General features: G+C 72.6%; 20 protein-coding genes. 15 read left to right on the top strand and 5 right to left on the bottom strand.

Going from position 1 to position 23,378, the window contains the following annotated elements; all coding sequences use genetic code 11:
* The first annotated feature begins 4 nt into the window (after positions 1-4).
* The 5 genes from Voc01_RS25120 to Voc01_RS25100 all read left to right on the top strand — a co-directional run bounded on the left by Voc01_RS25120 (position 5) and on the right by Voc01_RS25100 (position 6,330).
* Positions 5-373, top strand: coding sequence for a response regulator (locus Voc01_RS25120; protein WP_203929985.1), 369 nt, complete (start codon positions 5-7; stop codon positions 371-373).
* Positions 370-660, top strand: a complete 291-nt coding sequence (locus Voc01_RS25115; RefSeq protein WP_203929984.1) for an STAS domain-containing protein — start codon at positions 370-372, stop codon at positions 658-660. The genes Voc01_RS25120 and Voc01_RS25115 overlap by 4 nt, the downstream gene beginning before the upstream one ends.
* Positions 660-2,819 (top strand): chemotaxis protein CheA, encoded by a 2,160-nt coding sequence (locus Voc01_RS25110; RefSeq protein WP_203929983.1) that lies wholly within the window; start codon positions 660-662, stop codon positions 2,817-2,819. Before Voc01_RS25115 ends, Voc01_RS25110 begins: the two co-directional genes overlap by 1 nt.
* Before the next feature lie 74 nt (positions 2,820-2,893).
* Positions 2,894-4,639 carry a methyl-accepting chemotaxis protein gene (locus tag Voc01_RS25105; protein WP_203929982.1) on the top strand — a complete coding sequence of 582 codons (1,746 nt, stop codon included), beginning with the start codon at positions 2,894-2,896 and terminating at the stop codon, positions 4,637-4,639.
* Positions 4,640-4,764: 125 nt separating this feature from the next.
* Positions 4,765-6,330 (top strand): mucoidy inhibitor MuiA family protein, encoded by a 1,566-nt coding sequence (locus Voc01_RS25100; protein ID WP_203929981.1) that lies wholly within the window; start codon positions 4,765-4,767, stop codon positions 6,328-6,330.
* A gap of 449 nt (positions 6,331-6,779) precedes the next feature.
* On the opposite strand, the gene Voc01_RS25095 is transcribed toward Voc01_RS25100, so the two are convergent.
* Genes Voc01_RS25095 through Voc01_RS25085 form a run of 3 tightly spaced genes read right to left on the bottom strand, consistent with a single transcriptional unit; the run spans position 6,780 to position 9,697 of the window.
* Entirely contained in the window at positions 6,780-7,913 is a 1,134-nt protein-coding gene (locus Voc01_RS25095) for a phosphatase PAP2 family protein (protein ID WP_203929980.1), read from the bottom strand.
* 27 nt (positions 7,914-7,940) lie between these two features.
* Positions 7,941-9,149 carry an MFS transporter gene (locus Voc01_RS25090; RefSeq protein ID WP_203929979.1) on the bottom strand — a complete coding sequence of 403 codons (1,209 nt, stop codon included), beginning with the start codon at positions 9,147-9,149 and terminating at the stop codon, positions 7,941-7,943.
* Complete coding sequence (locus tag Voc01_RS25085) at positions 9,146-9,697, bottom strand: TetR/AcrR family transcriptional regulator (RefSeq protein ID WP_239160472.1); 552 nt, start codon at positions 9,695-9,697, stop codon at positions 9,146-9,148. The genes Voc01_RS25090 and Voc01_RS25085 overlap by 4 nt, the downstream gene beginning before the upstream one ends.
* Positions 9,698-9,779: 82 nt before the next feature.
* Here Voc01_RS25085 and Voc01_RS25080 point away from each other — a divergent pair, with 82 nt between their 5' ends.
* The 6 genes from Voc01_RS25080 (at position 9,780) to Voc01_RS25055 (ending at position 18,268) form a co-directional block, all read left to right on the top strand.
* Entirely contained in the window at positions 9,780-10,172 is a 393-nt protein-coding gene (locus Voc01_RS25080) for a DUF3291 domain-containing protein (RefSeq protein ID WP_203929977.1), read from the top strand.
* 51 nt (positions 10,173-10,223) lie between these two features.
* A complete protein-coding gene (locus Voc01_RS25075; protein ID WP_203929976.1) occupies positions 10,224-13,457 on the top strand; it encodes an AfsR/SARP family transcriptional regulator in 3,234 nt (1,077 codons plus the stop codon).
* Between the two features lie 155 nt (positions 13,458-13,612).
* Positions 13,613-14,611, top strand: a complete 999-nt coding sequence (locus Voc01_RS25070; protein ID WP_203929975.1) for a maleylpyruvate isomerase family mycothiol-dependent enzyme — start codon at positions 13,613-13,615, stop codon at positions 14,609-14,611.
* Between the two features lies 1 nt (position 14,612).
* Positions 14,613-15,167: an RNA polymerase sigma factor gene (locus Voc01_RS25065; RefSeq protein ID WP_203929974.1), complete on the top strand. Its 555-nt coding sequence runs from the start codon at positions 14,613-14,615 to the stop codon at positions 15,165-15,167.
* An 89-nt stretch (positions 15,168-15,256) separates the two neighbouring features.
* Complete coding sequence (locus tag Voc01_RS25060) at positions 15,257-17,845, top strand: discoidin domain-containing protein (RefSeq protein ID WP_203929973.1); 2,589 nt, start codon at positions 15,257-15,259, stop codon at positions 17,843-17,845.
* 9 nt (positions 17,846-17,854) lie between these two features.
* On the top strand, positions 17,855-18,268 hold the full coding sequence (locus Voc01_RS25055) for a GyrI-like domain-containing protein (RefSeq protein ID WP_203929972.1): 414 nt from the start codon (positions 17,855-17,857) through the stop codon (positions 18,266-18,268).
* Here the strand turns inward: Voc01_RS25055 and Voc01_RS25050 are convergent.
* Positions 18,252-18,821: a TetR/AcrR family transcriptional regulator gene (locus tag Voc01_RS25050; RefSeq protein ID WP_203929971.1), complete on the bottom strand. Its 570-nt coding sequence runs from the start codon at positions 18,819-18,821 to the stop codon at positions 18,252-18,254. The two genes, Voc01_RS25055 and Voc01_RS25050, sit on opposite strands and share 17 nt — an antisense overlap.
* 44 nt (positions 18,822-18,865) lie before the next feature.
* On the opposite strand from Voc01_RS25050, the gene Voc01_RS25045 reads away from it, so the two are divergent.
* The 4 genes from Voc01_RS25045 to Voc01_RS25030 are packed head-to-tail and all read left to right on the top strand — an operon-like array spanning position 18,866 to position 22,671.
* A complete protein-coding gene (locus Voc01_RS25045; protein ID WP_203929970.1) occupies positions 18,866-20,314 on the top strand; it encodes a flavin-containing monooxygenase in 1,449 nt (482 codons plus the stop codon).
* Entirely contained in the window at positions 20,311-21,195 is an 885-nt protein-coding gene (locus tag Voc01_RS25040) for an SDR family oxidoreductase (protein WP_203929969.1), read from the top strand. Before Voc01_RS25045 ends, Voc01_RS25040 begins: the two co-directional genes overlap by 4 nt.
* 31 nt (positions 21,196-21,226) lie before the next feature.
* A complete protein-coding gene (locus tag Voc01_RS25035; protein WP_203929968.1) occupies positions 21,227-21,844 on the top strand; it encodes a PilZ domain-containing protein in 618 nt (205 codons plus the stop codon).
* A gap of 20 nt (positions 21,845-21,864) precedes the next feature.
* Entirely contained in the window at positions 21,865-22,671 is an 807-nt protein-coding gene (locus Voc01_RS25030; protein WP_203929967.1) for an enoyl-CoA hydratase-related protein, read from the top strand.
* Here the strand turns inward: Voc01_RS25030 and Voc01_RS25025 are convergent.
* On the bottom strand, positions 22,664-23,335 hold the full coding sequence (locus Voc01_RS25025) for a TetR/AcrR family transcriptional regulator (protein ID WP_203929966.1): 672 nt from the start codon (positions 23,333-23,335) through the stop codon (positions 22,664-22,666). The two genes, Voc01_RS25030 and Voc01_RS25025, sit on opposite strands and share 8 nt — an antisense overlap.
* Between the last annotated feature and the right edge of the window lie 43 nt (positions 23,336-23,378).

Below are 23,378 nucleotides of genomic sequence, written 5' to 3'. Positions count from 1 at the left end.
ATCCATGTCCAAGACCATCCTCGTCGTCGACGACTCGGCGTCGGTGCGACAGGTCGTGAGCATCGCACTGAAGGGCGCCGGATACGACGTGATCACCGGGGTCGACGGCAAGGACGCGCTGCAGAAGCTCAACGGCCAGCGGGTGCACCTCATCATCTCCGACGTCAACATGCCCAACATGGACGGCATCACGTTCGTCTCGGAGGTGAAGAAGCTGCCGGCGTACAAGTTCACGCCGATCATCATGCTCACCACCGAGTCGCAGGAGGACAAGAAGAAGCAGGCGCAGGCGGCCGGTGCGAAGGCGTGGGTGACCAAACCGTTCCAGCCACCGCAGATGCTCGCCGCCGTCGCGAAGCTCATAGCGCCGTGAAGGCGCTGCAGTCCACAGTGGACGGTGAGCTGACCATCGTCACGGTGGCCGCGCAGAACCAGCGCCTGCAGGCGCTGCTGACCGGCGACGCCGCGGTGTCGGTCGACCTGTCCGGTGTCACCGAGGTCGACACCGCGGGGCTGCAGGTGCTCCTGCTGGCCGTGCGCGAGGCCGAGCGCGTCGGCGTCCCGCTGCAGTTCCACTCCCCGAGCGCGCCGGTGCGGGCGGTACTCGACCTGACCGGCCTGACGGACGAGGTGTGTTCCCCTGAGATGAGCCAGGCCTGATGTTCACCGACGACGACGTGCAGGGCGCCTTCGACATCTTCATCACCGAGGCGCGCGAACTGCTCCAGCAGATCGAGGACGGCCTGCTGGAGCTGGAGGGCGACCCCGGCAACGCCGAGACGGTCAACGCGATCTTCCGGGGCGCGCACACGCTGAAGGGGTCCTCCGGCCTGTTCGGGCTCGACCACCTGGTGCGCTTCACGCACGTCGTGGAGACCGTGCTCGACATGGTGCGCGCCGGCCAGCTCGACGTGACACCGGGTCTGGTGAGCGCGCTGCTGCCGTGCGCCGACCACCTCTCCGGTCAGGTCGAGGCGATCGCGGGCGGCCGCCTCCTGCCCGACCCCGCCGAGGAGGAGCAGGCCGCCGGGCTGCTCGCGGCGCTGGAGCCGTTCCTCGGCGGCGCCCACGTGGGTCCCGAGGAAGTGGCCGCCCCCGACGTGGCCGCACCCACCGAGGAGGTCGCGAACTGGCGCCTCTGCCTGCGGTTCGGGCCGGACTGCCTGCGCAACGGCATGGACCCGCTGTCGTTCGTGCGGTACCTCGGCAGCCTCGGAACGGTCGAGCGCGTCGTCACGATGACCGACGCGCTGCCCGAGGCCGCCGAGATGGACCCGGAGACGTGCTACCTCACGTTCGAGGTCGACCTGTCGTCCACTGTGGACAAGGGCGAGATCGAGGGGGTCTTCGAGTTCGTCCGCGACGACAGCGAGATCACCATCGTTCCGGCCGAGACCGACGTCGACCGGTTCATCAACCGCATCCGGGCCATGCCGCAGTCCGACCGGCTCGGCGACATCCTGCTGCGCAGCGGCGCCGTGACCCAGCAGGAGCTCGACCGCGCGCTGCAGGTCCAGCGCGGCCGGCCGGGCGGCGCCGACGCGTCGCTGAGCCTCGTCGGCGACATCCTCGTCGACCAGGGCATCGTGCCGCGGCAGGTGGTCGACGCGGCGCTGCGCAAGCAGCGCAAGGGCGGCGAGACGCGCTCGCCCGACGCGCAGACCATCCGGGTCGACGCCGGCCGGCTCGACAAGCTGATCGACCTCGTCGGCGAGCTCGTGATCGCGCAGGCCGCCGCCTCGGCGTCGGCGGCCGCCGCGGCCAGCGCGGGGTTCGTGGGCATGTCGGAGACCAGCGGCGAGGTGATGCGCCTCGTCGAGCAGGTTCGGCACAGCGCGCTGTCGTTGCGGATGGTCCCGATCGGGTCGACGCTGCGACGGTTCGAGCGCGTGGTGCGTGACATCGGCGCGTCCCTCGGCAAAGAGGTCAACCTCGTCATCACCGGCGGCGACGCCGAGATGGACAAGGCGCTCGTCGAACGCATCAGCGACCCGCTGATGCACCTGGTGCGCAACAGCCTCGACCACGGTGTCGAACTGCCCGCGGAGCGGCAGCGACGCGGCAAGCCCGCACACGGCACCCTGCAGCTCAACGCCTACCACGACGCGGGTTCCATCGTGCTCGAGGTGTCCGACGACGGCGGCGGCCTCGACCGCGAGCGGATCCTGGCGAAGGCCGTCGAGCGCGGGCTGATCGAGCCCGAAACGGTGCTGACCGACCAGGAGGTCTTCGACCTCATCTTCGAGCCGGGCTTCTCCACCGCGGCCGCCGTGTCGGACCTGTCCGGCCGCGGCGTCGGCATGGACGTGGTCAAGCGCAACGTCCAGGCGCTGCGGGGGTCGGTCGAGATCGAGTCGACGTTCGGCGCCGGCACCACGCTGCGGATCCGGCTCCCGTTGACCCTGGCCATCATCGACGGTTTCCTCGTGGGCGTCGGCGGATCGTCGTTCGTCGTGCCGCTCGACCGGGTGACCGAGTGCGTCGAACTCGCCGTCGAGGCGTCCCACCGGGACTGCATCAACCTGCGGGGCGAGGTGCTGCCCCTGATCCGCCTGCGTCCCCTGTTCGGCATCGACGACGAGCCGCCGCGCCGTCAGAGCGTGGTGGTGGTCGAGGAGTCCGGCCAGCGTGCCGGTCTCGTCGTCGACGCGTTGCTGGGCCAGTTCCAGACCGTCATCAAACCGCTGGGACCGCTGTTCACCGGCCTCACCTGGATCAGCGGCGCGACGATGCTCGGCGACGGCGGCATCGCGCTGATCGTCGACGTCGGTCCACTGGTGGCCGGGCACGTGGAGCGCACCCCGGTTGCCGCCCGGTAGCCGAATTTCCTTCATCTGCTGTGTCCACGAGCCGATGGGTTGGTGGAGACCGGTTGCGTTTAAGGAGTTCCTCGATGGCAGACACCATGGAAGCGCCGCGGCGCTCGATCGGGTCGGCGTTCCGCGACCTGCCGATCGCCTGGAAGCTCCGGAGCCTGGCCGGTGTGGTCACCGTTCTGCTGCTCGCGGTGGGGCTGTACGGCATCTACCTCGTCGGTGAGACCCAGGACCGGCTCAAGCTGCTGTACAACGAGAACCTGCACAGCATCGAGGTCCTCGACTCGGTGGCCCTCGGGTTCAAGAACGTGCGGTTCGAGATGCGCGGTGTGGCGATCGCGACCGGTGCGGAGGCGAACGCCGCCGCCACGCGCAAGGTGCAGGACGCGATGACCCACCTCGACGCCCAATGGGCCGAATTCCTGGAGACGGGGGCCGACGACGTCGCCGCCGACCGCGACGCGTTCAACGAGGCCTGGCGGGGCTACAAGGCTCTCGCGCAGGAGCAGCTGATCCCCCTCGCCGCGGCGAACAACCTGGCGGAGTTCAGCCGGGTCAGCAGCGAGCGGGTGACGCCGATCTCCGAGACCATCGACAGGTCGATCGCCAACCTCGTCACCAACGAGCAGAGTGACGCGAAGTCCTCCCTCGACGCCTCCGCGGCGGCCTACAACACCAGCCGCGTCGTGCTGTTCAGCGCGATCGCCCTGGCGCTGCTGCTGATGCTCGTGGTGGTCCAGATGATCACGAAGTCGGTGAGCACGCCGTTGCGGCACACCGTCACCGTCCTCGAGGGCCTCGCCGAGGGCCGTCTCAACCAGCGCCTGCACGTGGCCGGCCGCGACGAGGTCGGCCAGATGGCCACGGCGTTGAACAGCGCGCTCGACCGCCTCTCCGACACCGTCAGCACGGTGATCGAGTCGGCCACCCAGCTGTCGAACGCCTCCGACCAGATCAGCGGCGCGTCGCAGGGCCTGTCGCAGGCCGCCACCGAGCAGGCCGCGAGCGTCGAGGAGACCTCGGCCAGCATCGAGGAGATGACCGCCGGGATCGCGCAGAACAGCGAGAACGCGACGGCCACCGAGGGCATCGCCACCAACGCGGCCACCGAGGCGACCGAGGGCGGCACCGCCGTTCAGGAGACGGTCGAGGCGATGAAGGAGATCACCAGCAAGATCGGCATCATCGACGACATCGCCTTCCAGACCAACATGCTCGCGCTGAACGCCACCATCGAGGCGGCCCGGGCCGGCGAGCACGGCAAGGGGTTCGCCGTCGTGGCGACCGAGGTCGGAAAGCTCGCCGAGCGCAGCCAGGTCGCCGCCCAGGAGATCAGCGAGCTCGCCGCCGGCAGCGTGCGCACCGCGGAACGCGCCGGCGACCTGTTGAAGCGGATCATCCCCGGCATCACCCGCACCTCCGACCTGGTGCAGGAGATCGCCGCGGCCAGCACCGAGCAGTCGTCGGGCGTGCGGCAGATCAACACGGCGATGAACCAGATCGCCAAGGTGACCCAGCAGACCGCCTCGTCGAGCGAGGAGCTCGCGGCCACGGCCGAGGAGATGTCGGCGCAGACCGGTCAGCTGCGGTCGGTGATGAGCTTCTTCACGATCAAGGACGAGGGCCGCACGGCGCGCCCGTCCGCCTCCGCCGGACGGGCCGCCAAGCCCGCCGCCGCCCCGAGCCGGCCGGCGAACCGGGGCCGGGCCGCCACCGGCGGTGGTCGACCGGGCGGCAGCGGCCAGGTCGCCGTGATGAACCGCCCCTTCGTCGAGGTCGACGACGGGAGCGACTTCGACGAGTCCAAGTTCGACAGGTTCTAGAGTTCGACCGGTTCTGACAAGCGCCACCCACCCCTCAGCCGGGCCCGGACACGTCACGTGTCCGGGCCCGGCGCCTTTGCCGGTCACGGCTCACGGCTTTGATCACGGCCGCTAGGGTCGGTCGGGTGGATGCTGTTGTGGACGCCGCGATCGTCTCGGTGACGGTGTATCCGGACCAGGCGCGCATCACCCGGCGCGGATCGGTCGACCTGCCGCCGGGGCGGCGGAAGGTGTACTTCGAGAGGCTGCCGCTGCAGGTCTCGGCCGACTCGGTGCGGGTCGGCGGGCAGGGGCCGGCCACCGTCCTCGGCGTCGACGTGGTGCGGCGCAGCCACAGCCGTCCCACCGACCCCGCCGCGGCGGAACTGGCCGAACGACGCCGCGAGCTCACCGCCGACCTCGCCGAGCTCGCCGACAGCGACGCGGTGCTCCAGCAGCGCCTGGACTTCCTCGCCGGGCTGGGCGAGCGGTCGAGCCCGGCTTTCGCGCGGGCGCTGGCCGCCGGCGACGCCGACCCGGCCCGGGTCGCGGAGACCGCGGCCGCGCTGGCCGAGCAGGCGACCGCGGTCCGCGCCGAGCGGCGCGCCAACGCCCGGCGCCGTCAGGACGTCGAGGCCGAGCTGGCCGCGATCGACCGGCGCACCGCGCAGCCGGTCGCCGCGCTGCCCGACCTCATGGCGGCCGCCGTCGACATCGACGTGACCGGCGACGCCACGGTCACCCTCGAACTCTCCTACCTGGTCACCGGGGCCGGCTGGACGTCGGTGTACGACGTGCGGGTCGACGGGCAGCAGCTGTCGATGACCTGGTTCGGCCTGGTGACCCAGCGCACCGGGGAGGACTGGCCGGAGGGCGAGCTGCTGCTGTCGACCGCGCGGCCGTCGGGTACGGCGCGGGTCCCCGAGCTGTCGCCCTGGTACCTCGACCGGTACCAGCCGCCACCGCCGCAGATCGCCTACCCGGCGATGGCGTACGGCGCCGCGCCGATGGCGGCACCCGGCGGTCCACCGCCGCCCGCTCCCATCTCGCCCCCTCCGGTCCTGGAGCAGGCCGTCGCGACCGTGGAGCACGGCGTGTCGGCGTCGACGTACCGGGCCGCCCGTCCGGTGGCCGTCCCCGGCGACGGCACCGCCCACCGCGCGACGGTGGCCGTCATCGACCTCGACGCCGCGCTCGACTACGTGACCGCGCCGGTGCGGGCCGCCGAGGCGCACCTGCGCGCCACCGTCGTCAACCGGTCGCAGCACACGCTGCTCCCGGGGCCGGCGTCGGTGTTCTCCAGCGGCGTGTTCGTCGGCAGGGCGGCGCTGGCCATGTGGGCGCCGGGCGAGGAGATCGAGTTGGCGCTCGGCGTCGACGACCGGATCCGGGTCGACCGCACGATGGTCGGCCGGCGGGCCACCAAACCGACGCTGAGTACGTCGCGCCGTCGCGAGGTCGAGTACCGGGTGCTGGTCACCAACCACACGCCGGGGCCGGCCCGGGTGACCGTGCTGGACCAGCTCCCGGTCTCGCGCGACGAGAACATCGCGGTGCGCGAGCTGCACCTGCACCCCGCTCCGTCGGAGCGCACCGAGCTGGGTCTGCTGACGTGGCGGTTCGAGCTGCCGCCCGGAGGTGTCGCCGAGGTGCTGCTCGGTGTGCGGGTCGACGTGGGCCGCGGCGTCGAGATGGTCGGTTGGCGCGAGTAACCGTCCGATCGCCCGACAGCATGGTTGCCGCCCGGGTTACAGAGTGTTTCTCAGCAACGGGAGTGCGTTGATCCGCCGGGTGGTAGCTGGTCGCCCTTTGGCCCGGCGGGGAGCCAATGGCGAAACCGAGCCCGGCCCGCCGACGCTTGGAGACGCCCGTGTCCGCTCGACCGCCCCTTGGCCGGATCAGGACCACCCACCTGCGCGCGAACGGCGGCGGAGCCGCCGAACCGGCACAGCCCGGCCGCCACCGCCGCCCGGCGACCCCCGAGAACGACGCGCCGACCCCGCGCATCCCCGCTCCCCGCCAGCCCCACGAGTCCGAAGCCACGACCTGACCCCCACCCCCGCGCCGCGCCGCGCCCCCGCTTCCCGCGCCGCGATCTTGCAGTTATGGCCGCCTTTATCGCCCCGTTTGTGCGGGTTTGGGGGAGGCCACAACTGCAAGATCAGCGCGGCGGGGAGGGCGGGGACGGGTCGTCGGGGTTCAGGCGCACCGTCGGAGGGTCGGTCGCACCCAGACGGACGGTCGGTGGTTCGGCGGCACCAGCGCGGATGGTCGGGGTGTCGGTCGGCGGGGTGAACACGGGCGCGGGTGGGCGGGTGCGTGCCGTCGGGGGCGGTTGGGCGCGAAGGACGACCGTGGTGGGTTCGCGGTCGCCGAACAGGGGGCGCTCGAACTGCCCCGGCGCGTCGGGACCGCGTGGCGCGCGCTGGGGAACCAGCCGGTGTACCAGCGCCAACAGCGCGCCCACCAGCAGGAACGCGGTGCCTCCGATGCCCGCCGCCCCGCCGGCGTAGGCGGCGAACAGCCGACGGCGGCCCAACTCGTCGGGATCGAAGTCGCGGACCTGCTCGGTCAGCTCCATCGCCACCGCCGCCACGAGGAGCAGCGCCACCCCGGCCGCCACCAGGAGCACGGCGCTCGCCGGGTGGGCCTCGCGGCCGCTGGCGTGGTCGGTGCGGCGCTGCAGCAGCAGGAGCAGAAGGCCGACCGCGGCCGTCCAGCCACCGACGACCAGCAGCGCGGCCATCGCGTCGCTCGGACGGTGCCAGCCGGCCGACATCGTCGCCACCCCGGCCAGGGCGGTGTAGCCGGCCGCGAGGAACGCGCCGAGCGCCCGGATCCGCGGCGGAAGGACCAGCACCAGCGCGATCGCCACCGAGGCCGCGACCGCGGTGTGCCCGCTGGGCAGGCTGTTGCCGGCCGCGGCCCGCTCGACGTCGACACCGAGGTTCGGACGGGTGATGGCGGCCTTGGCCAGCTGCGTGGTGACGTTCGCGCCGGCGATCAGCAGCAGCACCATCAGTGCCAGCCCACGCCGTCCCCGGATCAGCGCGATGAACGCGAGCGTCGCCGCGGCGATCGCCAGCGACACCACCGACATCGCGTTGAGGAGCGTGTCGACCAGGTCGTCGATGCGGGCCTGGCCGATGGAGTTGCCGGTGAGCGCGATCGTGTCGATCTTCTGGCCGTGCTCGGTGCGGACGAAGAACCGCACCAGGGCCAGGAACCCGGCGACGCAGGCGGCGCCGAGCAGGAGCAGCCAGCCGGCGGTCACCACCTTGTCGCGGTCACGCATGAACAGACGGTAGTAGACCCGCGCTCGTCAGGGCAGCGTCTCCACCCGCGGAGCCCGCCGTACGTGTGAAGTGGCCGTCCCCGCGACGGCGACCGCGACCGCGACCACCGCCAGCCCGGCGAACGTCGGTACCGCGCCGAACCGTTCGACCGCCAGCCCGCCCACGAGGGCCCCCAGCGGAAGGGTGCCCCAGGCGACCAGCCGCCCCACGCTCGAGACCCGGCCCTGCAGCCGGTCCGGGGTCAGCGCGTACCGGTAGGCCGCCACCACCACGTTGAACACCGGCCCGACCAGCGTGCCCAGCGCGCACACCGCCGCGAGCAGGAACAGGTTCGGCGCGACCGCGAGCAGCACGAGCTGCACCGCCCACACCCACAGCGACCCGACCAGGACCACGTTCGGCGCCACCCGGCGCTGCACCACCGGTGCCGCCAGCGCGCCGACGAGGGCGCCCACCCCGAACGTGCCGAGCAGGAGACCGATCGCGAGCGGCGACGCGCCCAGGTCGCGGGCCCGAACGATGATCACCAGGAACAGCGCGTTGAACGTGAAGTTCGACAGCGCGATGAGACCCACGAGCGTGCGGATCATGCGCTGCCGCCAGAGCCAGCGCACCCCCTCGGCGATCTCGGCCACCAGGTGGCGGCGGGCCGCGGCGGGCCTGTCCTCCAGCACCGGCCGGATGGGCAGCAGGGCCACGAACGCCACCAGGTACGACACCGCGTCGACGACGAACGGCACCGCGTGCCCGAGGCCGAACAGGAACCCGCCCAGCGGCTGTCCGACGAGGTCGGCGCCCTGGTCGCGGGCCTGGTTCTGGGCGATGGCCGTCGACAGTTGGGGCCGGGGCACCACGTGGGGGAGCGCGGCGCCCTCGGCCAGCAGGAAGAAGACGTACAGCGTCCCCTCGACGAACGCGACCAGCAGCAGGTGCGCGACGGTGATCCGGTCGACGAGCACCGCCGCCGCCACCGTGCCCAGGGCCAGCCCGCGGCCGAGGTCGGCGACCAGCATGACCCGCTTGCGCGGCCACCGGTCGACCAGCGCTCCCGCCGGCAGGAACCACACGAGGAACGGCAGCCCCTGCGCGAACCCGACCAGGCCGGCCTGCGCGGGCGACCCGGTGAGCGCGAGCACGAGCAGCGGGTACGCGATCCCGCTGATCCGGGTACCCAGCGTGGAGACGACCTGGCCGCTCCACAGCAGCATGAAGTCGCGGTTGCGCCAGAGACTCATTCGGTGCGCAGGTGACCGGTGACCGCCCGGGCCAGCGACTCGACGGTCTCGCCCGCCTCCGGACGAACGTTGCCCTCCAGCAGGAGGCTGGCCAGCCCGTGCACGAGCGCCCACGCCGCGACCGGTGCGGCCGGGTCGACCCGGGTCATCCGGGCGTTCGCGCCGGCACGCAGCTGCTCGGCCGCCGCTGTCTCGGCGGCGACGAGGTCGGCGTCGTCGGTGCGCAGCAGGTCCGGCGCGCGCATGACCGCGAAGTGGGCCGGGTGCTCGGTGGCGAACACGACGTACGCGACGCCCTTCTCCTGGAAGTCGTCGGCGCCGGCCAGCGCGTCGGCCAGCCGCCGGTAGCCCTCCGCGGCGATCGCGGTGAGCAGCCCGGCCTTGTTGGCGAAGTGGTGCGCCGGCGCCGCGTGCGACACACCGGCACGCCGGGCCACCTCGCGCAGGCTCAGCGCGGCCGGCCCGCGCTCGGCGACCAGGGCGAGCGCCGCGTCGAGGAGGGCGCGGCGCAGGTCGCCGTGGTGGTACGGACGCGGCGCGTCGGTCACGCCACGCAGCATACCTGAATCTAGACATTGACAAGATGGCCGGTCCGGAGCAATCTTGTCGGTGTCAAGATTGGAGACTGACATGCCGACACTGCCCTGGGCCACGGTCGGGAGGCCCGCGGGAACGGAAGCGGTGATCATGGCGTCCCGGTTCACGTTGCGGACCTGGCGCCACGTGCTCCCGTTCTTCCTCGACTCGATGCGGATCCACCGCCAGGTACGCCGCACCGCCGGCGCGTACGGCGTCTCGCTGGAGGCCCACCCGCTGCGGCGGGAGTTCCTCACGCTCAGCTCGTGGCGCGACGACGCGGCCATCAAGGCGCTGGTGACGGCCGAACCGCACCGGTCGGTGATGCGGAAGTACCGGTCGGCGACCGCGGAGGCGACGTTCCGCTTCTGGTCGGCACCGGCCGCCGAGCCGCCGACCTGGGCCGAGGCCAGGCGCCGCCTGGCCGAACCCGAGAGCGGACCGTGAGTCGGATTCCTGACCGGCATCCGGGCCCATCGACACCAGTACCGTCTATTTGTGACCGGGACCGTGCGATTCCGGCTGCTCGGTCCGATGCGGATCCGCGACGGCACCACCTGGTCGCCGGTCTCCGCCGGGCAGCAGCGGGTGGTGCTCGCGGTGCTGCTCGCCGACGCCGGCGCGGTGGTCAGCACCGAGCGCCTGATCACCGAGCTCTGGGGTGACGCGGCGCCGAAGGAGGCACAGAGCACCCTGCGCGGCTACATCATGCGGCTGCGCAGGGCCCTCGGCGACGCGAGCCGCCTCGTCACGCGGGGCCACGGCTACGAGCTGGCGGCCACCGCCGACGAGATCGACGCCGTCGTGTTCGAGCGCCGCGTCGTGGCCGGGCGCCGCGCGGTGGCGGACGGGACGCCGGCGGTCGCGCTCGAACATCTGGACGCGGGGCTGGCGCTCTGGCACGGCGCGGCGCTCGCGGACGTTCCGGCGAGCCCCACGGTGACCGTGTGGGCGGCCCGCCTCGGGCAGAGCCGGATCTCGGCCCTCGAAGAGCGCGCCGCCGCCCTGCTGGCGCTCGGCCGGGCCGGCGAGGTGGCCGACGACGTCGGCCGGCTGGTGACCGAGCACCCGCTGCGCGAACGGCTGTGGGAGCTGTACCTGCGGGCGCTGCGGGCCGGTGGCCGGCGGGCCGAGGCGCTGGCCGCCTACCAGCAGGCCCGCCGCGCCCTCGTCGACGAGCTGGGCCTGGAGCCCGGCGCCGCCCTGCGTGACCTGCAACAGCAGCTCCTGGTGGAGCAGTCCGGGGCCGCGCCGCCTGACCCGCCGGCTGACCCGCCGGCTGGGCCGCCGGTCGGGCCGCCGGTTCAGCCGCCGGTCCCGCTGCCCTCGGTCCCCGCCCAGCTGCCCGCGGCCGTGGCCGGGTTCACCGGCCGCGACCTGCCACTGAAGCAGCTCAACGCGCTGCTGCCCGACGGCTCCGGAGCCACGCCGGTGCTGGTCCTCTCGACGATCACCGGCACCGCCGGCATCGGCAAGACGGCGCTCGCCGTGCACTGGGCGCACCAGGTCAGAGACCGGTTCCCCGACGGCCAGCTGTACGTGAACCTGCACGGGTACGAGTCGGGCGCTCCCGTGCGTCCCATCGAGGTCCTGTCCGCTTTTCTGCCCGCTCTCGGCGTGGTGCCCGACGCCGTGCCCGCGACCCTGGAGGCGGCCGCCGCGCTCTACCGGACCCTGCTCGCCGACCGCCGCGTGCTGGTGGTGCTCGACAACGCGCGGCACCCCGACCAGGTGCGGCCACTGCTGCCCGGCGGCGCGGGCTGCCTGGTGCTGATCACCAGCCGCGACTCGCTCGGCAGCCTGGTCGCCCGCGACGGCGCCACCCGGCTCACCCTCGACGTGCTCACCCCCGGCGAGTCGCGCGACCTGCTCGAGACGCTGCTCGGCCGCGACCGCGTGAGCGCCGAACCGGAGGCCGCGGCGGCCCTGGCCGACCTGTGCGGCCACCTGCCGCTCGCGCTGCGCATCGCGGCGGCGAACCTCGACTCGATCTCCTCCTACGTGGCGCACCTGTCGGCCGGCGACCCGCTGTCGGCGCTGGAACCCGACGGCGACCCGGAGGCCGGCGTGCGGGCGGCCTTCGAGCACTCGTACGCGCTGCTGCCGCCCGACACCCGGGCCGTCTTCCGGCTGTTCGGGCTCGTGCCGGGCCCCGACGTCAGCGCGCCGGCGATGGCCGCGATGGCGTCGGTGCCGGTCGCGGCCGCCGCGCGCGCACTGTCGCGGCTCGCGGCGGCGGGTCTGCTCGACGTGGTGGCGCCCGGCCGGTACGGCGCCCACGACCTGATGCGGTGCTTCGCCGCCAGGCTCGCCGAAGCCGAAGCCGAAGCCGTCGACGCCTCGGATGCCCGCGACCGCCTCCTGGAGTGGTACCTGCGCGGCGCCGACGCGGCCGCCGACCTGCTCTACCCGATGATCCTGCGGCTGCCCGGCGGCCACGCCGACCCGGAGCTGTTCGCCACCGACCTGGAGGCGTCGGCCTGGCTCGACGCCGAACGCGGCAACCTCGTCGCGGCGGTGCGGTACGCCGCCGCACACGGGCCCCGCCGGTGCGCCTGGCGCCTGGCCGACTCCCTGCGCGGCTTCCTGTACCTGCGCATGAACGTGGCCGACTGGGAGGTCGTCGGCTCCGCCGCCCTGCGTGCCGCCGAGGCCGAGGGCGACCTCGCCGGCCAGGCCGCCGCCCGGCTGAGCCTCGGCATGCTCTACCTGATGACCGGCCGCTACGACGACGCGATCGCCGGCTACACCGCCGCCCGGGCCGCCTGCCGCGACGCCGGCTGGAAACCCGGCGAAGCGGCGGCCCTGGGCAACCTCGGCAACGTCTACCTGGAGCTCGACCGGCTCGACGAGGCCGCCGACACCTACTCCGGGGCGCTGGAGATGCACCGCCGCACCGGGGTGGTCGCCGGCGAAGCCGGCCAACTGGCGAACCTCGCACTTGTGCAGGGCGTGCGCGGGGAGCTGCGCCTGGCGGCGTCGAACCTCGCCGCCGCGCTGGAGCTGCACCGCACCCTCGGCTCGCGGGTGAGCGAGGGGCGCAACCTGGCCAACCTGGCCGACGCGTACCTGCGGCTGGGCCGCCTGTCCGAGGCGACCGCGGCGGTGACCGAGGCGCTGGCGGTGCACCGGGAGCTGGGCGACCGCAGGACCGAGAGCAGCACGATGTGCGTCCTGGCCGGGGTGCACCGCGACGCGGGTCGGCTGAGCGAGGCCCTCGACGTGGCCCGTGGCGCGGTGGCCCGCGCCGAGGCGTCCGGCGGCCGTCCGTACGACCGGGCGGAGGCCGTGCTCGCGCTGGCCAGCGTGCACAAGGCGCTCGGCGACGCCGACGCCGCGTACGCCGGCTACCGGGAGGGCGTGACGCTGGCCGGCGGGATCGGCAACCGGTACCTGGAGACGGTCGCGCTGGTCGGCCTGTCGGAGGTGGCGTCGGGCGCGGAGAGCCTGCGCCGCGCGCGCGAGGCCCTGGCGATCGCCCGCGAACGCGGCTACCGCATGCTGGCCGGCAACGCGTTGAACGCCCTGACCGCGGCGGAGATCACGATGGGACGCCGGGAGCGGGCGTTCGCGTGCGCCACCGAGGCGCTGGCGGTCCACGCCGCGACCGGTCACCGGTTGGGTGCGGCCCGCGCCCACGAACTGGCGGCCGAGACCGCGCCGACGCCGCGGGAACGGGCCACGCACCGGCGCCGCGCCGCCGCCCTCCTGACGGCCATCCTCGCGACCTGAAGCGGACCTGACGCCGGACCTGACGTAGCCGACGCGGCGACGCGGGCGTGGCCTGCGGGGCTCACGCCGGACTCACGGGCGGCTCACCGGGCGCGGATAGCGTCGGCGCATCGGCCGGCGTACAGAAAGCGATCCAGCCTATGCGGAGCCACGACATGCGAGGGGCGGCGGTCCGTCGGCCGCACCCGGTCGACCTCCTCGGCGCGTTCGCGCTCGACGCGTGTCCGCCGGCCGAGACGGCCACGGTGCGGGCGCACGCGATCGCATGCCCGTCGTGTGCGGCGGAGGTCGATGCCCTGGTGGGTGTGGCGTACGGCATCGGAAGCACGAACACGGCACCGCCGCCCGCCCCGCTCCGGGCGCGGGTGCTCGCCGCCGCCGGTGCGGCCCGGCCGGCGGCACCGGCGGCCACGGGAACGCTGCTCGACGCGTACACGATCCAGGTCGCGGCGTTCGGCGGGCTGCTGACGGCGCTCACCGACGACCAGTGGTTCCTGCCCAGCGGTCCCTACCGCACGGTGCACGACCTCGTGGTGCACCTGGCCGAGAGCGACCACCTGGTAGCCGCCGGCATCGGGGTGGCGCCGGCCGCGGCCGCCGGGCGGCGGGCACGGCCCACCCAGGTCGCCAGCCGGCGGTGGCGGCACCAGACCGACGGAATGATTCGGACGATCGCCGGAGCCGACGGTGGACTGCTCGCGCGGCCGGTGCCGCTGGCCGGGGCGCCCGGGGTGCGCAAGCCGCTGGTCGAGGCGATCACGCAACGGGCGTTCGAGACGTGGATCCACGCCGAGGACCTCCGGGGCACGCTGCGGCTGCCACCCGAGTCCCCGCCACCCGACCACGTCGACCGCATCGTGCGGTTCGGGTTGGCGCTGCTGCCCGGAGCCATCGACGCCGCAGGGAAAGGGCGCACCGGCTGGGTGCGGCTGCGGCTCACCGGTCCCGGCGGCGGCGCTCACGCGGTCCCGCTGAGCTCTGCGCGGACCGCGACCGACGACGGCCCGGTGGCCGAGCTCGAGCTCTCCGCGGAAGGGTTCTGCCGGCTCATGGCCGGCCGCGTGACGCCGGCCGAAACGGGCGTGCGGATCCGCGGCGACGAGCGGGCCGGCGCCGACCTCATCACTGTTGCCGCGACCTTGGGGTGTGACTGACGTGGGTTCGGCTCGCGACGACGCCACGATGCGGGAAGCGCTGACGGCCGGGCGCGCGGACGCGCTGGCCGAGGCGTACGACCTGTACTCCGCTGCCGTGTACGGGATCGCGCTGCGGATCACGCACGACCACGGCGCGGCGGAGGACGTCACGCAGGAGGTGTTCGTCGAACTCTGGCAGCGGCCCGAGCGGTACGACCCCGGGCAGGCGCCGCTGCGCGGCTGGCTGTGCATGATCGCGCGCCGGCGGGCCATCGACTGGCGGCGCCGGCAGGTGACCCGCGACCGCTACACGTTGCTGCTGGCCGGGCAGGCGGTGCCGGCCCCGAACGTGGAGGAGGACGTCGAGGCCAGCACGATGGCGAAGCTGGTACGGGCGGCCGTGCACGAACTGCCGCCGCTGTACCGCGAGGCGATCGCGTTGGCGTACTACTACGGCCTGACCTACCGGGAAGTGGCGATCGAGCTGGGCATCCCCGAGGGGACCGCGAAGTACCGGCTGCGCACGGGCCTGCGACGCATCGGCGACTCGATGGGCGCCCTCCGCACCGAGTAGCCATATTGACGCGCGGCTAATTTCGGCACACACTCAGGTCTTCGGAGAGCGCTCTCCTGACCCCGCCGGCTCCTCCGACAGGCAGGACCATGACAGCTGAATACCGTGTCCGGCGCGGCCAGCTCGCCGCGCTGCTGCTGCTCGTACCGTTCCTCTCCGCGGTTCTCGCCGCCCCCGCCCGGGCCGCCGATCCGCTGATCTCACAGGGCCGTCCGGCCACCGCGTCGTCGGCCGAGAGCACCGCCATGGGTGCCGGTGCCGCCGTCGACGGCAACGCCGCCACGCGCTGGTCCAGCGCGTTCAGCGATCCACAGTGGATCCAGGTGGACCTCGGCGCCACCGCGACCGTCACCCAGGTGGTCCTCCAGTGGGAGGCCGCGTACGCGCGGTCCTTCCAGGTGCAGACCTCGCCCAACGGATCGACCTGGACCACCGTCCACTCGACGACCACCGGCACCGGCGGCACCCAGACGCTCGCCGTCACCGGCTCCGGCCGGTACGTGCGCGTCAACGGCACCGCCCGCGCCACCGCGTACGGCTACTCGCTCTGGGAGTTCCAGGTCTTCGGCACGTTCGGCTCCAGCACGTCGTGCGGCACCACGAACGCCGCGCTCAACCGACCGGCGACCGCGTCGAGCGCCGAGAGCGCCGCGACCGGTGCCGCCGCGGCCGTCGACGGGAACACCGGGACGCGGTGGTCGAGCGCGTTCTCCGATCCACAGTGGATCCAGGTCGACCTGGGATCGTCGCAGTCCGTCTGCCGCGTGACGGTGCAGTGGGAGGCCGCGTACGCGACAGCGTTCCAGATCCAGGTCTCGGCGAACGGAACCAGCTGGACCACGGTCCACTCGACGACCACCGGAACCGGTGGCACGCAGGCGATCACGGTCACGGGCACCGGCCGGTACGTCCGGGTGAACGGCACCGCGCGGGCGACCGCGTACGGCTACTCGCTCTGGGAGTTCGCCGTCAACGTGACCGGGAGCGGGCCCACGGATCCCGTCGAGCCGACCGACCCGTTCAACCCGAACTTCGGACCGAACGTCAATGTGTTCGACCCCTCGACGCCGACAAGCACCATCCAGAACCGGCTCAACACGTTGTTCACGCAGCAGGAGACCAACCAGTTCGGGCCGCAGCGGTACGCCGTCCTGTTCAAGCCCGGCACGTACACGGCCGACGTGAACCTCGGGTTCTTCACCCAGGTGGCCGGCCTCGGCATGTCGCCCGACGACGTGAACCTCAACGGGCACGTGCGGGCCGAGGCGTTCTGGATGGGCGGCAACGCCACCCAGAACTTCTGGCGGTCGGCCGAGAACCTGTCGGTGACGCTGCCGGCGGGCGTGCAGGTCGAGCGGTGGGCGGTGTCGCAGGCGGCGCCGTACCGGCGGATGCACCTGCGCGGTGCCGGCAACCAGATCCAGTTGTGGAACGGCGGCGACGGCTGGTCGAGCGGGGGCTTCATGGCCGACACGAAGATCGACGGACTGGTCGTGAGCGGCTCGCAGCAGCAGTGGTACTCGCGCAACAGCGAGTTCGGCGGCTGGACCGGATCGGTGTGGAACATGGTGTTCCAGGGCGTCGCCGGCGCACCGCCACCGCACTTCCCGAACCCCTCGCACACGGTCATCGCCAACACCCCGACGGTGCGGGAGAAGCCGTTCCTGTACGTCACCGGCAGCGGTGAGTACCGGGTGTTCGTGCCGGCGCTGCGGGCGAACTCCAGCGGCACCACGTGGTTCGGGAAGACACCGGCGGGGTCGTCGATCTCACTGAGCGACTTCTTCATCGTGCGCCAGGGCACCACGGCGGCGCAGATCAACGCCGCGCTGGCGGCGAACAAGAACCTGTTGGTGACCCCCGGAACCCACCACATCAGCGACACCATCCGGGTCGCCCGGCCCGACACCGTGGTGCTCGGCCTCGGTCTCGCCACGTTCGTTCCCGACAACGGGATCGTGGCCATGACCGTCGCCGACGTGGCCGGTGTGAAGGTGGCCGGCATCATGTTCGACGCCGGACCGGTGAACTCGCCGGTGCTCATGGAGGTCGGGCCGGCCGGGTCGGGCGCGAACAACGCGGCCAACCCGATCTCGCTGCACGACGTGTTCTTCCGCATCGGCGGGCCGGGCGTCGCGAAGGCCACCACCACGCTGGTCGTGAACAGCGACCACGTGATCGGCGACCACATGTGGCTCTGGCGGGCCGACCACGGCGACGGCGTCGGGTGGACGGTGAACACCGCCGATACCGGCCTGATCGTCAACGGCGACAACGTGACGATGTACGGCCTGTTCGTCGAGCACTACCAGAAGTACCAGACCATCTGGAACGGCAACGGCGGCCGGACGTACTTCTACCAGAACGAGATGCCGTACGACCCGCCCAACCAGGGCGCCTGGATGAACGGGTCGACCCGCGGCTACGCCGCCTACAAGGTGGCCGACTCGGTGACGACCCACGAGGCGTACGGGCTCGGCAGCTACTGCGTGTTCTTCGGCGACCCGTCGGTGGTGGGAGAGCGCGCGTTCGAGGTGCCCAACCGGCCCGGCGTGCGGTTCACCAACATGGTGATCGTGTCGCTCGGCGGGGTGGGGACCATCAACCGCGTCATCAACGACGTCGGTGGACCCGCGAACGCGACCACGCAGATCCAGTACTGGAACTCCTACCCGTAGATTGGCGGGATGAGGATCGAGGAACGGGACGAGCAGCCGTACCGCAGTGTCTCCCGGTTCGGCCCGGACGCCGCGTCGAAGCTCGGCGAGCTGCTTCCGCCGGTCTTCGAGTGGCTGGAGGTCCGGGGCGTCGACCCCGCGGGTACGCCGTTCTTCCGGTACCACGTCCGCGACGAACTCGAGGTGGAGGCCGGGGTTCCGGTGCCGCGAGGCTCCGCGATCCCGGCCTCCGACGAGGACGTGACGGCCGGCATGCTGCCTGCCGGCCGTTACGCCGTCACCACCGTCGACGGCGACCCGCGGGCGACGGACGGCCTGCTCGCCTGGGCCAGGGAGCAGAACCTGGAGGTCGAGGGCGACACCTGGATCAGCCGGCCGGTCGGCGAGAACGGCTTCGAACTGTCGGTCAGGGTGACGGGCTGATCGAGATCACGGCCACCACCAGGTCGGTCACCGGGTCGATGAGGTCGGTGAACGGACGCGACTCGGCCGCGTGCAGCGTCAGCTCGTTGATGCCACCGACGATCGCGAGCGAGAGCACCGGCGACAACGTGTGACCGCTGGCGGCCACCAGCTCGCAGAGCAGATCGGCGAACCGGCGCTGGGTGCGTGCCCGCAGGCGGTACGCCTCGGCGCCGGCCGCCTGCACCTCCAGCAGCAGCGCGCGGTTGACCGCCGGTAGGTCCTCCAGGGCGCCCAGGTACGCGGCCGTGACCACGCGCACCTGGTCCTGCCACGGCAGGTCCGTCGGTACCGTCGTCTCGCGCAGCACGTCCATGAGGCGTGAGGAGATCTGCTCGTAGCCGGCCAGGAGGCAGGCTTCCTTGTCGGTGAAGTGCTCGTAGAACGTCCGCTTCGACACGCGGGCGTGGCGGACGATGTCGGCGATCGTCGTCGCGGCGTACCCCTTCTCCGCGGCCGCCGCGGCGAGCGCGGCGGTCAGCCGCAGTCGCGGTGGTTGGAGCACCTGCGTCATGTCCGCCCTCCCCATCTGGTGGTACCCGATGGTACCGTCGTCGCGTGGCCGAGCATCTTCGGGTAGCGATTATCGGTGCCGGGTTCGGTGGCCTCGGCGCGGCCATCCGTCTCCGGCGAGACGGCGTGCGCGACGTGGCCGTGCTGGAACGCGCCGACGACCTGGGCGGAACCTGGCGCGACAACTCGTATCCGGGCTGCGCGTGCGACGTCCCCTCGCACCTGTACTCGTACTCGTTCGCGCTCAACCCCAACTGGTCGCGCGCGTACTCGCCGCAGGAGGAGATCTGGGCGTACCTGCGCCGGGTCGCCGACGACGCGGGGATCGAGCCGCGGTACGGCGTCGACGTCACCGCCGCCGCGTGGAACGAGGACGACCGCCGGTGGGACCTGACCACCAGCAAGGGCCCGTTGACCGCCGACGTGCTCGTGAGCGCGACCGGACCGCTGTGCGAGCCGGCCGTTCCGAAGCTGCCCGGCCTGGAGTCGTTCGCCGGCACCGTTTTCCACTCCGCCCGCTGGCGGCACGACCACCCGCTGGAGGGCCGGCGGGTCGCGGTGATCGGCACCGGAGCGTCGGCGGCGCAGTTCGTGCCGGAGATCGTTGCGCGGGTGGAGCACCTCGACCTGTACCAGCGAACCGCGCCGTGGGTGCTGCCGCGCCGCGACCACCCGCTGGGTGAGCGCGCGCGGTCGCTGTACCGCGCCGTCCCCGGCCTGCAACGCGCCACCCGCACCGGCATCTACGCGATGCGCGAGACGTTCTACTACAACTTCCGCGTCGCCAAGCGCGGCCGGTTCGCCGAGAAGGTGGCCCGGCGCTTCCTCGCGAGCCAGGTACGCGATCCGGAACTGCGCGCGAAGCTCACCCCGGACTACGCGGTGGGCTGCAAGCGCATCATCCTCAGCGACGACTACCTCCGCTCGCTCGGCCGCGCCAACGTTTCCGTGGTGACGGAAGGGATCCAGGAGATCCGGCCGGAGTCGGTGGTCGCGGCCGACGGTTCGGTCCGTGCCGTCGACACGATCATTCTCGGGACCGGCTTCCACGTGACCGACATGCCGATCGCGGAGAAGATCGTGGGACGCGACGGGCGCAGCCTCGCCGAGGTGTGGCAGGGCAGTCCGCGGGCCCATCTCGGCACCACGGTGAGCGGATTCCCCAACCTGTTCCTCGTCCTCGGGCCGAACACGGGGCTGGGCCACAACTCGGTCGTCATCATGATCGAAGCGCAGCTCGGGTACCTGTCGAAGGCGCTCGCGCACATGACGCGCACCGGCGCGCACGCGATCGAGCCGCTCCCGTCGGCGCAGCAGGCGTGGCTCGACGAGGTCGACCGCATGATGGCCGGTACGGTCTGGACGGCAGGCGGCTGCAACAGCTGGTACCTCGACGCGACGGGTCGCAACTCCACGCTGTGGCCCGGTACCACGCTGGGCTTCCGGCGCCGGCTGTCCCGGTTCCGCCCGAGCGAATACGAGGCCTTGATATGAGTCCCCTGAAGAACCGCACGGTGGTCATCACCGGTGCGGCGCGCGGCATCGGCGCGGCGACGGCCCGGCGCCTCGCGGACACCGGTGCCCGCCTGTCGCTCGTGGGACTGGAGCCGACGCTGCTCGCCGCGCTCACCAAGGAACTGTGCGACAAGGGTCTGGGCGCGGACCGGCACGCGTGGTTCGAGTGCGACGTCACCGACCAGGCCGCCGTCGACGCCGCGATCGACGGCACGGTCGAGCGGTTCGGGCGCATCGACGCGGTGGTGGCCAACGCCGGGATCGCCGACCGCGGCACGGTCGCGATCAACCCGCCCGCCGACGTGGCCCGCACGATCGAGGTGAACCTCGTCGGTACCGTCCGCACCGTCGGCGCGGCGCTGCCGCACCTGATCGAGACCCGCGGCTACTGCCTGCTGGTGTCGTCGGCGGCCGCGTTCTCGGCCATGCCGGGGATGGCCGCGTACAACGCCTCGAAGGCGGGGGTCGAGCGGTTCGGCGACACGCTGCGGCTCGAAGTGGCCCACAGGCGGGTGGGCGTCGGCGTGGCGTACATGACCTGGATCGACACCGACCTGGTCCGCGACGTCCGGGACGACCTGACGTCGTTCGACGACAACCTGAAGCGGATGCGGGGACGCGGGCCGCTGGGCACGGTCGTCCCGGTCGAGGAGTGCGCCCGGGCGTTCGTCCACGCGATCGAGCACCGGAGCCGGCAGGTGTACGTGCCGGGCTCGGTGCGCGCGTTGCAGGCCGTCCGCGGTCTCATCTCGGGGCCGGCGAGCTTCCGTCTGATGCGGCGTGACGCGGCCCGTAACGTGCCGAAGCTGGAGGAGACTGTCCGCCGGTTGGGTCGAAGCTTCGGCCGGAACAGCGTCTAAGGTCGCCGGCCGGGCGGCCGAATGTCCCACCGTGAACCTGCCGGCCATCAACACGCGGGTCGACGTCCTGCTGCCCAACGGCGTGACGTACCCGTCCCGGATCGAGGACGTCGCCGACGGCGTCCTGCAGATCGCGGCCCCGATGGGACCGCGTGGAACGCTCTCGGCGCGCGAGGGTGACGCGTTGGAGCTCGCGTGGCTGCAGCACAACGAGCGGGTCGCCGCACCAGCCCGCCTCACCGAGAAGGCCAGCGACCGGCCGCGGTACTGGGGCGTGCAGCTGATCGGTGGCGTCCAGCGCAACACCCGGCGGGGTTTCGTGCGCGGTGGGGGCGGGGAGAAGATCCGCGTCCAGCGCACCGACGAGCCGGCGGCACCCGTGAACGGCTACGTGATGGACATCGGTGAGGTGAGCCTGCGGGCCCGGTTCCTGGAGTGCGACTACCGTCGCAGTCATCAGGTCGAGATGGCGATCACCCTCTCCGACGGCGTGGTGAGGATGGCCGGCCAGGTCCTCGACGTGCGGTACGTGTTCGAGACGGAGCATTTCGACGTGATCGTCACGTATGAGCCGACCGAGGTCGACCGTCGTGCGATCCGCAGCTACGTCTACCGGCGCATGGTCGAGCAGCGTCGTCGTCTGCGGTAGCGCCGCCTAAGGTGAACCGCATGCGCGAAATCGACACCGGAACCGCCGACTTCACCGCCCGCGTCGAAGACCGGGTCGCGGTCCTCACGATGTCCCGGCCCGAGCGCCGCAACGCGCTCAGCGTGGCGATGCTCACCGCGATGAGCGAGGTGATCCCGGCGGTCGCCGCCGATCCCGAGGTGCGGTGCGTGGTGCTCACCGGTGCCGGTGGTGCGTTCTGCGGCGGCGGTGACGTGAAGGCGTTCGCCGACGGCGAAGGGCTCGGCGGGACGTTCGAGGACCGCGTCCGCGAGCAGCAGTACGCCCATCGCCGGGTCACGCTGGCGCTCTACGAGATGGCCAAGCCGACCGTGGCGCTGCTGCCCGGCCCGGCCGCCGGTGCCGGCCTGTCGTTCGCGTTGGCCTGCGACCTGCGGTACGCCGTCGACACCGCGGTGCTCACCACGGCGTTCGCCCGGGTGGGCCTGCCCGGCGACTTCGGCGGTTCGTGGCTGCTCACCCAGATCGTCGGCACGGCCCGGGCGCGCGAGCTGTTCTACCTCTCGCCGCGGCTCGACGCGGCCGAGGCGCTGAGGCTGGGCCTGCTCACGGGCGTGTTCCCGGCGTCCGACCTGGAGGCCGGTGCGATGAAGGTGGCGCGGGAACTGGCCGCCGGTCCGAGCGCCGCGTACGGCTACATGAAGGCCAACCTGAACCGGGCGGTCACCCAGGGTCTGCCCGACTACCTGGACGCGGAGGCGATCGCGCAGATCCGCTGCCGCGACACGGCCGACCACCTGGAGGCCGCGACGGCGTTCGCGGAGAAGCGGGCGCCCCGGTTCAGCTGAGGCGGGCCGGTGCCGGCCCGATCTCGGACGACGCCGGCCTCAGCCCGGCCGAGGCCGGCCTGATCTCGGATGACGCCGGCCGCAGCCCCGCGAGCAGCGCGTCGAACGCGATCGTCCACCGCCGGTCGCGCGACTCCTCGGTGCTGCCGAGCCATCCCGCCGTCTCCTGGGCCAGCAGCCCCTGCGCGAACGCCAGCAGGATGTGGGCGATGTCGAGCGGGTCGCCCGCGATCACCCCGGCGTCGACGCACCGGGCCACACACCGGACGAACTGGGAGTTCAGTGACGCCTGTGCCGCCGCGTCCTGCTCGCCGGGGTCGAAGTCGGCGAACGGGCGCCCGAACATCACGTGGGCGAGCACCGGGTTGGCCCGTACGTACGCCCGGAACCCGTCGATCAGCCGGTCGAGGTCGGCCCGCGGGTCGTCGGTCGCCTCGATCCGGCTGAGCTGGGCGTGCAGCCGCCGGAACCCCTCGAAGAGGATCTCCCGGACGAGCCCGGCCTTGTCGCCGAACAGCTCGTAGACGGCCGGAATCGAGGTGGACGCCCCGTGCGCCACCTTGCGGGTGGTGAAGCCGGCGAGCCCTTCGTCGGCCAGCATGGCGACGGCGGCGTGCAGTACCCGGTCGCGCAGCTCAGGTGTCCGTTGTTTCTCCCGGGGCATGGTGGCCGATCGTAATCCAGGTCGCACCGTCCGTCCTGTCGCG

This window comes from Virgisporangium ochraceum (assembly GCF_016863655.1).
Taxonomy (GTDB): Bacteria; Actinomycetota; Actinomycetes; order Mycobacteriales; family Micromonosporaceae; genus Virgisporangium; species Virgisporangium ochraceum.
Note: the sequence above shows the minus strand (reverse complement) of the source record. Positions and strands in the feature narration are given on the sequence as shown.